This window comes from Niallia sp. WK069_GA_01, from assembly GCF_983173855.1.
In genome coordinates this window covers 3136775-3149579 of sequence record NZ_OZ470138.1, presented here as the reverse complement: position 1 = coordinate 3149579, position 12805 = coordinate 3136775, and the positions used below count along the sequence as shown (strand labels likewise).

The 12805-nt window shown below is 37.1% G+C and carries 10 protein-coding genes; all 10 read left to right on the top strand.

Annotated features, from left to right (window positions below):
• The first annotated feature begins 140 nt into the window (after nucleotides 1-140).
• Nucleotides 141-803 carry an L-serine ammonia-lyase, iron-sulfur-dependent subunit beta gene (sdaAB, locus tag AC5LWL_RS15010; RefSeq protein ID WP_493435059.1) on the top strand — a complete coding sequence of 221 codons (663 nt, stop codon included), beginning with the start codon at nucleotides 141-143 and terminating at the stop codon, nucleotides 801-803.
• Nucleotides 804-963: 160 nt separating this feature from the next.
• Nucleotides 964-1842: an L-serine ammonia-lyase, iron-sulfur-dependent, subunit alpha gene (gene sdaAA / locus AC5LWL_RS15005; RefSeq protein ID WP_493435058.1), complete on the top strand. Its 879-nt coding sequence runs from the start codon at nucleotides 964-966 to the stop codon at nucleotides 1840-1842.
• A gap of 1 nt (nucleotide 1843) precedes the next feature.
• On the top strand, nucleotides 1844-3892 hold the full coding sequence (gene recG / locus AC5LWL_RS15000; RefSeq protein ID WP_493436620.1) for an ATP-dependent DNA helicase RecG: 2049 nt from the start codon (nucleotides 1844-1846) through the stop codon (nucleotides 3890-3892).
• Nucleotides 3893-4260: 368 nt separating this feature from the next.
• Nucleotides 4261-4824 (top strand): transcription factor FapR, encoded by a 564-nt coding sequence (gene fapR / locus AC5LWL_RS14995; RefSeq protein WP_493435057.1) that lies wholly within the window; start codon nucleotides 4261-4263, stop codon nucleotides 4822-4824.
• Between the two features lie 21 nt (nucleotides 4825-4845).
• Nucleotides 4846-5838 (top strand): phosphate acyltransferase PlsX, encoded by a 993-nt coding sequence (gene plsX / locus AC5LWL_RS14990; RefSeq protein WP_493435056.1) that lies wholly within the window; start codon nucleotides 4846-4848, stop codon nucleotides 5836-5838.
• Nucleotides 5839-5908: 70 nt separating this feature from the next.
• Nucleotides 5909-6853: an ACP S-malonyltransferase gene (gene fabD, locus AC5LWL_RS14985; protein WP_493435055.1), complete on the top strand. Its 945-nt coding sequence runs from the start codon at nucleotides 5909-5911 to the stop codon at nucleotides 6851-6853.
• 1 nt (nucleotide 6854) lies between these two features.
• Nucleotides 6855-7598 (top strand): 3-oxoacyl-[acyl-carrier-protein] reductase, encoded by a 744-nt coding sequence (gene fabG / locus AC5LWL_RS14980; protein WP_493435054.1) that lies wholly within the window; start codon nucleotides 6855-6857, stop codon nucleotides 7596-7598.
• A gap of 132 nt (nucleotides 7599-7730) precedes the next feature.
• Nucleotides 7731-7961 carry an acyl carrier protein gene (locus AC5LWL_RS14975; RefSeq protein WP_445488310.1) on the top strand — a complete coding sequence of 77 codons (231 nt, stop codon included), beginning with the start codon at nucleotides 7731-7733 and terminating at the stop codon, nucleotides 7959-7961.
• A 221-nt stretch (nucleotides 7962-8182) separates the two neighbouring features.
• Nucleotides 8183-8974 carry a ribonuclease III gene (gene rnc / locus AC5LWL_RS14970; RefSeq protein ID WP_493435053.1) on the top strand — a complete coding sequence of 264 codons (792 nt, stop codon included), beginning with the start codon at nucleotides 8183-8185 and terminating at the stop codon, nucleotides 8972-8974.
• Between the two features lie 70 nt (nucleotides 8975-9044).
• Entirely contained in the window at nucleotides 9045-12611 is a 3567-nt protein-coding gene (smc, locus tag AC5LWL_RS14965; RefSeq protein WP_493435052.1) for a chromosome segregation protein SMC, read from the top strand.
• Nucleotides 12612-12805 lie beyond the last annotated feature (194 nt).

Sequence of the window (12805 nt, the reverse complement as noted above, 5' to 3'; positions counted from 1 at the left end):
AGATGCCTGACCCTCGCCCACAGGATAGCGAAGTGTATTTTGGCTGCGGACTATTTGAGAAAGTCCAAACCATTTTTTAGGGGGGGTCTTTATACATATAACGAAATAGATACCTCAATTAAAAAGGAGCGTATATACAGATGAAATATAAAAGTGTATTTGATATCATTGGCCCTGTTATGATTGGACCATCCAGTTCGCATACTGCTGGAGCTGCAAGAATTGGCAGAGTAGCAAGAAGCCTGTTCGAAAGGCAGCCGAAGTGGGCAAATATCCATCTATATGGATCCTTTGCTGAAACCTATAAAGGACATGGAACAGACGTTGCCTTAGTCGGCGGATTGCTAGACTACGATACATTCGATGAAAGAATTAAAAACTCGCTGCAAATCGCACAAGAAAAAGGCATGAATATTTCTTTTCATATAGAAAACGCCATTCCAGAACATCCAAATACAGCAAGGGTCCACATAGGTGATGAACAAGGTGAAATGGAGCTTGTTGGTATTTCAATAGGTGGAGGAAAAATAGAAATTACCGAATTAAATGGTTTTCAGCTAAAATTATCCGGTCATCACCCAGCTATTTTAGTTGTTCATAATGACCGTTTTGGTGCAATCGCAAAAGTAAGCAATATATTAGCTGAATATGAAGTCAATATTGGTCATATGGAAGTAAGTCGAAAAGAAAAAGGCATGCTCGCATTAATGACAATCGAAGTCGATCAAAATATAGATGAAGCTATATTAAAAGAAATACAAGCTTTAAATTGTATTGAAAAAGTAACAAGAATAATCGAGTAATAAAGCTGTGGAAAATGGAAGATTACTATTTTTATTCTTTAGACAAGTGTATGCCGGCTGCGGACTAATTTGAGAGAGCCAAGAGACAAATCTTCTTTCAGGGTAATCTATAAAATCTTTAGAATGATAGTAAGATAAATAAAAAGCGGGAGGAATCTAAATGTTTCGTAATGTTGCAGAATTGGTAGAAATGGCAAATACAAAAGCAATGCCTATTTCAGAAATAATGATAGAACAGGAAATAGAAGCAACAGGAAGAACAAGAAAAGAGATAATTGCTCAAATGGATATCAATTTAACAGTAATGGAACAAGCAGTAGAGAGAGGGCTAACTGGCGTCGTCTCCCATTCAGGTTTAACAGGCGGAGATGCAGTCCTTCTTCAAAAATATATAGCAAAAGGAAACTTTTTATCCGGAGAAATAATCTTAGATGCAGTTAGTAAAGCTGTAGCAACAAATGAAGTAAATGCGGCAATGGGGACTATTTGTGCCACGCCGACTGCAGGATCAGCAGGTGTCGTTCCAGGAACATTATTTGCTGTAAAAAATAAATTAAACCCAACAAGAGAACAAATGCTAGCCTTTTTGTTTACATCCGGAGCATTTGGGTTCGTAGTGGCAAATAATGCTAGTATTTCTGGAGCACAAGGAGGATGTCAGGCTGAAGTGGGATCAGCAGCAGGAATGGCATCTGCAGCCATTGTGGAGATGGCTGGCGGCACTCCGGATCAAAGTGCAAATGCGATGGCTATTACGTTAAAAAATATGTTAGGGCTAGTTTGTGATCCAGTTGCCGGGCTAGTAGAAGTGCCTTGTGTAAAGAGAAACGCAATGGGGGCAGCCAACGCTATGATAGCAGCTGATATGGCGCTTGCAGGCGTTACAAGCCGTATACCTTGTGATGAAGTAATTGACAGCATGTACCGTATTGGATTATCGATGCCGACTGCTTTAAAAGAAACAGCGCAAGGAGGATTGGCAGCAACACCAACTGCACGCAAATTAGAGGCAGAAATATTTGGGAAAGCTGCGTTATAAAATGAACGACGTATTGCTTCAATCACTAGATCAGATAAAAGGCATTGGCTCTGAAACAAAAAAGCAACTAGAAGAAATGAATATTTATACTATTTATGATTTGCTAGAATATTTTCCTTATCGTTATGAAGATTATCGGCTTCGAAACCTAGAAGAGATAAAACATGAAGAAAAAGTGACGGTAGAAGGGAAAGTTCATAGTGAACCTTCCCTTGTTTTTTACGGAAAAAAAAGATCCCGATTAACGATAAAAGTATTAATAGGGAATCTTTTAATAAGTGTCGTGTTTTTTAATCAGCATTATTTAAAAAGCAAATTGGCAATTAATCAACTAGTTACGGTAACTGGAAAATGGGACCAGCACAGGCAGACAATAACAGCAAATCATCTTCAAGTCGGCAGCAATCAAAAAGGCCAGGATTTTGAACCAGTTTATGCGGTTAAAGGAAATATTACCGTAAAAGGATTAAGAAAATTTATTTCAATTGCTTTATCTCAATATGAGGACAAGTTGGAAGAAATATTCCCCAATTCCTTGTTATTAAAATATCGTTTGCTGCCAAGAAGCGAAGCACTTCGCACGATTCATTTTCCAGCTAGCAGAGAAGACTTAAAACAAGCAAGGCGCCGTTTCGTTTACGAAGAATTTTTATTATTTCAATTAAAAATGCAGGCATTGAGAAAATATGAGCGGGAAAACTCTAAAGGAATGGAGCAGCAATACAAAATAGATGCACTAAAAGATTTTATTAATAGTTTGCCATTTCCATTAACAAATGCTCAAAAAAGAGTAGTGAATGAAATTTTAAAAGATATGAAAAGTCCTTATCGAATGAATCGTCTTTTACAAGGAGATGTTGGATCTGGAAAAACGGTTGTTGCGGCAATTGTTTTATATGCTACTATTCTATCTGGCTATCAAGGGGCATTGATGGTTCCTACAGAAATATTAGCAGAACAGCATGCGGAATCTTTGCAAAAGATGTTTGACCCGTTTGGCATTACGTGTGCTCTACTTACAAGTTCAGTAAAAGGCAAAAAAAGAAAAGCCTTATTACAGGAATTAAAAGAGGGAAATATTCATGTACTAATTGGTACACATGCACTTATACAAGAGGAAGTAGAGTTTCAATCTTTAGGTTTAGTCATTACGGATGAACAGCATCGTTTTGGTGTAAATCAGAGAAGAGTTTTACGAGAAAAAGGGGAAAGTCCTGACGTGCTGTTTATGACAGCAACACCAATTCCGAGAACACTTGCTATCACGGTATTTGGTGAAATGGATGTCAGCATTATTGATGAAATGCCTGCTGGCAGAAAAAGTATTGAAACGTACTGGGCCAAACATGATATGCTGACTCGAATTCTGCAATTTATGGAAAAGGAGTTATCCCAAGGCCGACAAAGCTATGTGATTTGTCCGCTGATTGAAGAATCAGAAAAATTGGATGTTCAAAATGCAATGGATGTACATGCTGCTCTTTCAACTTTTTTTCAAAATCGCTACGAAGTTGGTTTGATGCATGGAAAACTTCATCCTGATGAAAAGGATGAAATGATGAAAAAATTCAGCAGCAATAGCATTCAAGTACTTGTCAGCACAACCGTAGTAGAGGTAGGGGTCAATGTGCCAAATGCAACCTTTATGTTAATTTATGATGCCGAAAGATTTGGTTTATCACAGCTTCATCAGCTTCGCGGGCGAGTAGGCCGTGGGGAGGCGCAATCGTATTGTGTTTTAATGGCAGATCCGAAAACAGATGTTGGGAAAGAGCGGATGAAAATAATGACGGAAACAAATGATGGGTTTGTTCTTAGTGAAAAAGATTTAGAACTAAGGGGGCCAGGAGATTTTTTCGGTAAAAAGCAAAGTGGAATGCCTGAATTTAAGATGGCGGATATGGTGCATGATTACCGAGTATTAGAAACAGCTAGAAATGATGCGGCAATTCTTATTGAATCAGCTGCATTCTGGGATCATCCGGAATATGAGCGTTTACGGCGTTTGCTAGAAGAAACAGGTGTATTTGAGGGGGAGAAATTAGATTAAATGATATAAGAGAAGCGGAAAATAAATAAAGCATTATCTACTGATTCTGCGCCTGGATCTTATCAGCGCCTTGGTAGCCCCTCGAGTCAGATAACCTGTCCGATTAAAAGGAAAAAGCCCTTTTTATCGGCCAGAACATTTGCTTGTCGGGGCTACCAAGGCGCTTCCGCTTTTCATTGTCCAGCTGCAGCGCCTAGCCCCTCGAGTCAAATAACCTGTCCGATTAAAAGGAGAAAGCCCTTTTTATCGGCCAGAACATTTGCTTGTCGGGGCTACCAAGGCGCTTCCGCTTTTCTTCTTGCAATCTTTCTTTTTTTTTTATATACTACTATTAGTACCTAGTCTTAATATCACGGACGGTGTTGCAAATGAGAAGAAGTAAAAAGGAACGCCAACAGTTGTTGGTGGAGACAATTAAGGAAAATCCTTTTATTACAGATGAAGAATTGGCAGAAAAATTCTCTGTTAGTGTACAAACGATTCGCCTTGATCGTTTGGAATTATCGATTCCTGAATTAAGAGAACGGATAAAAAACGTTGCAGAAAAAACATTTGATGATGAAGTAAAATCATTGCCGCTAGAAGAGGTAATTGGAGAAATTATTGATATGGACCTAGATCATTCTGCTATTTCTATATTTGAAGTGAATGAAGAGCATGTTTTTCAGCGTAATGGGATAGCGAGGGGACATTATTTATTTGCACAAGCAAATTCATTGGCAGTTGCATTAATTAATGTTGATTTTGCTCTTACGGCTAAGGCAAATATTCATTTTACCCGTTCTGTTAAATTAGGAGAAAGAATAATCGCAAAAGCAAAAGTGGTTCATATAGATGCAAATAAAGACAGGACTTTTGTAGAAGTTAATAGTTTTGTTAATGCAGAATTAGTTTTTAAAGGCGAATTTGAAATGTATCGTGTAAAAAAATAATGATTAACAGGAGATAAGGATATGAAAATTGCTATTGATGCAATGGGTGGAGATCACGCGCCAAAGGAAATCGTTTTAGGTGCCGAAAAAGCGATACAAGCATTTAGTGATGTGGAAATCCTTCTTATCGGGGATGAAAAACAGATCCAATCCTATTTAACAAATAATGAAAGAATTGAAATTATCCATACAGAAGAAAAGATTCTTGGGACAGACGAACCTGTTCGTGCTGTACGCAAAAAAAAGAATGCAAGTATGGTGCTTGGTGCAAATCAAGTAAAAGAAGGGAAAGCAGATGCGTTTATTTCTGCTGGAAATACAGGTGCTTTGATGGCAGCTGGACTATTTTGTATCGGCCGAATTGATGGCATTGAGCGTCCTGCTCTTTCGCCAACTCTACCGACAATTGCAGGAGATGGCTTTCTTTTATTAGATGTTGGAGCGAATGTGGATGCAAAAGCGATTCATTTAGAACAATACGCTATAATGGGAAGCATCTATACGGAAAAAGTACTTGGCATAGAAAAGCCAAGAGTAGGATTATTAAATATCGGAACGGAAGAAAAAAAGGGAAATGAATTAACAAAAAATGCATTTGAACTTTTACAGAAGAATAGTCATATCCATTTTATCGGAAATGTCGAAGCGCGAGATTTATTAGACGGAGTCTGTGATGTAGTGGTGACAGATGGATTTACTGGGAATATGGTATTGAAAACGATTGAGGGAACAGCATTATCGATTTTTAAAATGTTAAAAACAGCCCTTACCAGCAATCTGAAAACAAAACTAGCTGCAAGCATTTTAAAGCCGAGTTTAAAAGGGCTTCGCAATAAACTGGATTATTCAGAATACGGCGGTGCTGCTCTATTTGGTTTAAATGCACCTGTGATTAAAGCACATGGCTCTTCTGACAGCAATGCTATTTATAATGCGGTCAGACAGGCGAGGGAAGTAGTACAGTCTGAAGTAATTCACACAATTAAAACAACGATAGAAAAAATAAAAGAATAGCTGCAAGCGTGAATGAGAGGTTTCATTGTTTGCTGCTGTTTTAAGAAAAAGGAAAGGAAGGATGTTATTTATGGGTAAGATTGCTTTTATTTTTCCTGGTCAAGGCTCTCAGACGGTTGGAATGGGTAAAGAGCTGGCAGATCATTTTGAAGCGGCTGCTTCTCTTTTTAAAACAGCGGATGAAAAGCTGGGTTTTCCATTGAGCAAGCTGGTTTTTGAAGGACCAAAAGAAGAATTGACATTAACATATAATACACAGCCAGCTCTGTTAACAACAAGCATTGCGTTATTAGAGCATTTTAAACAATTTGGAGTTCAAGCAGATTATGTTGCAGGACATAGCTTGGGAGAATATTCGGCATTAGTGGCAAGTGGGGTACTAGCATTTGAAGATGCTGTGCAGGCTGTTCGCAAACGTGGTGAATATATGCAAGAGGCTGTTCCTTCAGGTGAAGGCTCTATGGCTGCCATATTAGGATTAGATAGAAATGCTTTAACAGAAGTAACAGAAACTGTTACAAAAGCAGGAGATTCTGTACAATTGGCTAACTTGAACTGTCCAGGACAAATTGTGATTTCTGGTACGGCAAAAGGGATAGAAATTGCATGTGAAAAAGCAAAGGAAGCAGGAGCGAAAAGGGCGATTCCTTTAGAAGTTAGTGGTCCATTTCATTCCGCTTTAATGAAGCCAGCTGCAAATAAGTTTTCTGCATGTTTAGATGCAATCAAAATGAATGACGCTAAAATTCCTGTTATTGCAAATGTGACAGCAGATTCAGTTGAAAAAAAGGAAACAATTCAGCAGCTTTTAATAGAGCAATTGTATTCTTCAGTATTATGGGAAGACTCTGTGAACAAAATGATGGAACTTGGTGTAGATACCTTTATTGAAATCGGGCCAGGAAAAGTATTGGCTGGTTTAGTGAAAAAAATTAACAGAAAAGCACGCATTTTCTCTGTTTATGATGAAGAAACAAGCAAATCAGTTGCTGCTGCATTAAAGGAGGAAATGTAACATGAAATTAGTAGGGAAAACAGCGCTAGTAACAGGAGCTTCAAGAGGAATTGGCAGATCAATTGCATTAGAACTTGCCAAACAAGGTGCAAATATAGCAGTGAATTATGCTGGAAGTGTTGATCGTGCTAACGAAGTGGTACAAGAAATAAAAGATATGGGAAGAGAAGCAATTGCCATTCAATGTGATGTGTCAAATAGTGAATCCGTAGCTGATATGTTGAAACAAACGCTTGCAGCTTTTGGTACAATTGATATTTTAATAAATAATGCAGGTATTACAAAAGATAATTTATTAATGCGTATGAAAGAATCAGAGTGGGATGATGTTATTAATACGAATCTTAAAGGTGTTTTTCTCTGCACAAAAGCGGTTACGCGTCCGATGATGAAGCAAAGAAAAGGTCGTATTATTAATATTACTTCTATCGTTGGAGTAACAGGAAATCCTGGGCAGGCAAACTATGTTGCTGCAAAAGCAGGTGTAATAGGATTTACGAAAACAACTGCAAAAGAGCTTGCACAAAGAAATATTACTGTAAATGCGATTGCACCAGGGTTTATTACTACCGATATGACGGGTAAACTAACAGATGATGTAAAGACGGCAATGCTCAGCCAAATACCTTTAGGTGCTTTTGGAAATCCAGAAGATATTGCAAACGCAGTTGTTTTCTTAGCATCCGATGAAAGTGGTTATATAACAGGCCAAACATTACATATTGACGGCGGTATGTATATGTAATTGGACTCTTCAAAAGAGTTGAATCTGTTAAAAAAAGATATTTTTATCATTTTTAATGGAACTGTAAAAAAAAGAGCATTTATTATTTAGCAAAAATACTCTATAATGCATTTGAGAGGAGGTGAATTGGAAATGGCAGATGTATTAGAACGTGTAACAAAAATCGTTGTAGATCGTCTTGGTGTAGAAGAATCTGAAGTGAAACTTGAAGCTTCTTTTAAAGATGACTTAGGTGCAGACTCTCTAGATGTAGTAGAACTTGTTATGGAATTAGAAGATGAGTTCGATATGGAGATTTCTGACGACGACGCTGAAAAGATTGCTACAGTAGGTGATGCTGTTAATTACATAAGTAATCGTTAAGTCGAAAACTTTAAAGCTCCGTTTACAGCGGAGCTTTCAGTGTGTAGAAAAAGTGAATGTAGAATCACTTTTCAGACTGTCTAACAAAGTAAAAAGGTGCTTTATTGGATGGATGATAAACGCTTGGAAAGAAAAAAACTTTCCAAGTTTCTTTGCGTTTTTTATCTATTTTACTTAAACTTAAAATGGATATGTAATCTTAGGGCTAAGGTGGAGGCAAAATGCGAGGCAACGGAAAAGAAAAAAGAATGAATCGACCAAATGATAAAAAAATAAAAGAATTACAACAAAAACTTGGTATCCCATTTACAAATGAAAAATTATTAAAACAAGCTTTTACCCATTCATCATATGTGAATGAGCATCGTAGAAAACCGCATGAAGATAATGAAAGACTTGAATTTCTAGGAGATGCAGTTTTGGAACTGACTGTTTCACAATTCCTGTTTAAAAAATATCCGATGATGAGTGAAGGGGAATTGACGAAACTTCGAGCTGCAATTGTATGCGAACCTTCTCTTGTGACCTTTGCAAACGAACTATCATTCGGCAGTTTTGTTTTGTTAGGAAAAGGAGAAGAAATGACAGGAGGCAGAGCAAGACCAGCATTGCTTGCAGATGTTTTTGAAGCATTTATTGGTTCTCTTTACTTAGATCAAGGAATTGACACAGTGGTAAACTTCCTAGAAAAAGTGATATTTCCAAAAATAAATGCCGGTGCTTTTTCTCATGTGATGGATTTTAAAAGTCAGCTTCAGGAATATGTGCAACGCGACGTTTTTGGTACGATAGAATATCGAATCTTAATGGAAAAAGGGCCAGCACATAATCGAGAATTTGTTTCCCAAGTCTTTTTAAATGACAAAGAGCTTGGCCGTGGTACTGGCCGTTCGAAAAAAGAAGCAGAACAGCATGCTGCTCAAATGGCTTTATCCATGTTAAAAACAAGTAGTGCGAGCAACGATAAATTGGTAAAAAAAGAACAAATTACAAGTACGGAAAAAGAAAAATAACAACAATTCTTAATCACACCAAAAACAGCAGCAGGTAAACACAAACAGAAAAGAACCGGGGGTGAGGAAGATGTTTTTAAAACGGTTGGATGTGATTGGTTTTAAATCGTTTGCAGATCGAATTGCTGTTGATTTTGTACCAGGGGTGACAGCAGTAGTCGGTCCAAATGGCAGTGGTAAGAGCAATATTACAGATGCCATTCGTTGGGTACTGGGAGAACAATCTGCCAGATCTCTGCGGGGAAGTAAAATGGAAGATGTTATTTTCGCAGGAAGTGATACAAGAAATGCTGTGAACTTTGCTGAAGTAACCTTAACGCTAGAAAATGAGGATAATGTTCTTCCGTTGGATTATCATGAAGTGAGTGTAACAAGAAGAGTATTTCGTTCAGGAGAAAGTGAATTTCTTATTAACAAACAAAACTGTCGTTTAAAAGATATTGTTGATTTATTTATGGATTCTGGTTTAGGAAGAGAAGCGTTTTCCATTATCAGTCAAGGAAAAGTAGAAGAAATCTTAAACAGTAAAGCTGAAGAACGCCGTTCCATATTTGAAGAAGCAGCAGGTGTCTTAAAATATAAAACACGAAAAAAGAAAGCGGAAAGCAAGCTTGTAGAAACGCAAGAAAACTTAAATCGTGTAAATGATATTTTGTTTGAACTAGAAGGTCAAGTAGAGCCTTTAAAAATTCAAAGTTCGATAGCAAAAGACTATTTAGAGCAAAAAGAAAATTTAGAACAAACTGAAGTTGCATTAATGGTTTATGATATCGAGTTAGCTCATAAAAAATACGAGCATATTTCTAATCAGCTCGCTCATTATAAAGCAGAAGAATTAAAGATTTCTTCTCTTTTACAAGGAAAAGAAGCGAAGATGGAAGAAACAAAAAATCATATTGCTGCTCTAGATGAATCAATTGATGATCTCCAACAAGTACTGCTGTTAGTTAGTGAAGAATTAGAGAAATTAGAAGGTAAAAAGGAAGTTTTAAAGGAAAGAAAAAAGAATGCTACACAAAACCGTGAACAGCTCGAGAAAAACAAGCAGGAATTGGAAGTAAGGGTACAAGAGCTGACAACTGAAAAAAGCAAGCAACAGCAGTTTGTCCAGATGCTTCAAGCAGAAGCAAAGCAAATTGATGAACGTTTAAAGAAAAATGAAAAAGATTTGCTGTTATTTAATGAAAATTTAGAAGAGTTGATTGAAACATTAAAAAGTGATTATATCGAACTTTTAAATGAGCAAGCTGCTGCAAAAAATGAAATAAACTATATTAATCAACAGCTGGAAAGTCAAGATCGACGAACCACTCAGTTGGAAGCAGATAATGCAAAATATACAAGTGAAAGACAAGAAATACTAGAAAAAAAACAAACAATTATTGAAAAGCAAGAACAGCTTTGTGCAGAGCTTAATCACGCGGATTTGTCCTTGAAAGAAAAACAAGAAGCCGTTGGCGATATTCAAGGCAAGCTGCAGAAAATAGAAAAATCATTGTATCAGTCGTATCAATTTATTCAGCAGGCAAAGTCGCGCAAAGAGATGCTAGAAGAACTAGAAGATGATTATGCTGGGTTTTTCCAAGGAGTTAAAGAAGTTTTAAAAGCAAGAGAAAGAGCATTGGAAGGTATACATGGTGCGGTTGCTGAATTAATGCATGTACCAAAACAATATAGCGTGAGCATGGAAATTGCCCTTGGAGCAAGCATGCAGCATATTGTTGTGGAAACAGAGCAAAATGGGCGTCAAGCAATTGCTTTTCTAAAGAAGAATGCATTTGGACGAGCTACTTTTTTGCCAATGAATGTTATTAAAGGTAAATCATTAGCAGACTCACAGCTTCGACTTATTCAAAACCATCCGTCTTTCATTGGCGTTGCAGCTAATCTTATACGTTATGATTCTAAGTATCATAATATTATGAGCAATTTATTAGGCAATGTCATTATTACAAAAGATTTAAAAGGTGCCAACGAAATGGCTAAGCTATTGCAATATCGCTCCCGATTTGTAACTTTAGAAGGCGAAATAGTAAATCCAGGCGGTTCCATGACGGGTGGAGCTTTAAAACAAAAGACGGCATCGATATTAACACGTAAAGGTGAACTAGAAGAGTTAAAAGCAAAGATTTTTGATATGGAAAAGTCATCCCTTAAATTAGAGGATCAGCTGAAAAAAGGGAAGAGCACTTTGCAAATAGAAGAAGCAAGTCTAGAAAGCATCCGGGTTCAGACTGAGGACCTTCGTTTTCAAATGCAGTCATGGAAAGATGACTTAAAGGAAATAGAGTTTGAAGAAAGAACAATGAATGATAAATTATCTTTATATGACCGTAATAAAGCGGACTTTGTTCAAGAAAATCAAACATTAAAAACACGACACAAGGAACTAATACAACAACTGGAAATAATGAAGCAAAAGATTGACAAACTCGATCAAGAAATAACTGTTTTAACAGATAAAAAAAATAAACAAAGTTTATCAAAAGAAACAGTTGTAAATGAAATAGGAGAACTCAGAGTGCAGTATGCTGCCAAAAAGCAGCAATTAACTCATGCAGAAGAGAAACTTTCTCTTCAAACAAACGATTTAAAAGAGCAGGAAGAAAAATGGATAAATGTAAAAGAAGATTTGGAACTTCTTTCATCTGAAATGACAACAAGTCATTCTGGTGAAGAATATTTAGAAAGTGCAGCTGAACAAAAGCTGCAAGAAAAAAATGAAACGATCTCGTTAATTTCTTTAAGAAGAGAAGAACGCCTTCAACTTCAAGCAGCTATGGAAGATGTGGAACTAGAAATAAAGGAACATCGTCGCATTCACCGGGGGATGGTTCAAGCGTTAAATGAGGAAGAAGTAAAACTCAATCGTATAGATGTGGAGCTGGATACAAGACTTTCAAACCTGCGTGAAGAATATATGATGACATATGAAGGTGCTAAAGCTGATTATCCAATGACCATTGAAGTGGAAGAGGCACGCAAAAAAGTAAAATTAATAAAATTGGCCATTGAAGAAATGGGTACGGTCAATATTGGGGCAATTGAAGAATACGAGCGAATATCGGAACGCTATGACTTTTTATTAGAGCAGAAAACAGATTTAGAACATGCTAAAGATACCCTTTATCAAGTGATTGATGAAATGGATGATGAAATGAAAAAAAGATTCGAGCAAACCTTTGTTGGGATCAAAACACATTTTGAGCCTGTTTTTCAAGCCTTATTTGGCGGAGGGAGAGCGGATTTACGCTTAACTAACCCTGAAGATCTTTTAAATACGGGAGTAGATATTGTTGCACAGCCTCCTGGGAAAAAACTACAAAACTTAGGTCTGTTATCAGGTGGGGAAAGAGCATTAACTGCCATCGCCTTATTATTTTCTATTCTTAAAGTTCGTCCAGTACCATTCTGTATATTAGATGAGGTAGAAGCTGCGTTAGACGAAGCGAATGTATTCCGCTTCAGTTCATACTTAAAATCATATAGCAGCGAAACACAATTTATTGTGATTACCCATCGAAAAGGAACAATGGAAGAAGCAGATTGTTTATATGGAATCACCATGCAAGAATCAGGCGTCTCCAAACTAGTATCCGTAAGATTAAGCGAAATGGAAAGCCTAGTAGCAAACTAAACAAACTTTATCAGCTCTAATATAATAGCCTGTTGTTTTTTAATAGATTGGGCACGAACGAATTAAGAACCCGCCGCATTGCAGGATAGAAACCATGCAACCAAATTGCAATATGGCACACGAAAAGAAGCGGAATTCCCTAAGTTTTTTGTTAGTGGATGCAGGGAGCAGTCAGAATATACGAAGACTCCTAT

Coding starts and splice junctions, on each gene's coding strand:
- sdaAB (WP_493435059.1), top strand. CDS start 141: ATGAAATATAAAAGTGTATTTGATATCATTGGCCCTGTTATGATTGGA.
- sdaAA (WP_493435058.1), top strand. CDS start 964: ATGTTTCGTAATGTTGCAGAATTGGTAGAAATGGCAAATACAAAAGCA.
- recG (WP_493436620.1), top strand. CDS start 1,844: ATGAACGACGTATTGCTTCAATCACTAGATCAGATAAAAGGCATTGGC.
- fapR (WP_493435057.1), top strand. CDS start 4,261: ATGAGAAGAAGTAAAAAGGAACGCCAACAGTTGTTGGTGGAGACAATT.
- plsX (WP_493435056.1), top strand. CDS start 4,846: ATGAAAATTGCTATTGATGCAATGGGTGGAGATCACGCGCCAAAGGAA.
- fabD (WP_493435055.1), top strand. CDS start 5,909: ATGGGTAAGATTGCTTTTATTTTTCCTGGTCAAGGCTCTCAGACGGTT.
- fabG (WP_493435054.1), top strand. CDS start 6,855: ATGAAATTAGTAGGGAAAACAGCGCTAGTAACAGGAGCTTCAAGAGGA.
- AC5LWL_RS14975 (WP_445488310.1), top strand. CDS start 7,731: ATGGCAGATGTATTAGAACGTGTAACAAAAATCGTTGTAGATCGTCTT.
- rnc (WP_493435053.1), top strand. CDS start 8,183: ATGCGAGGCAACGGAAAAGAAAAAAGAATGAATCGACCAAATGATAAA.
- smc (WP_493435052.1), top strand. CDS start 9,045: ATGTTTTTAAAACGGTTGGATGTGATTGGTTTTAAATCGTTTGCAGAT.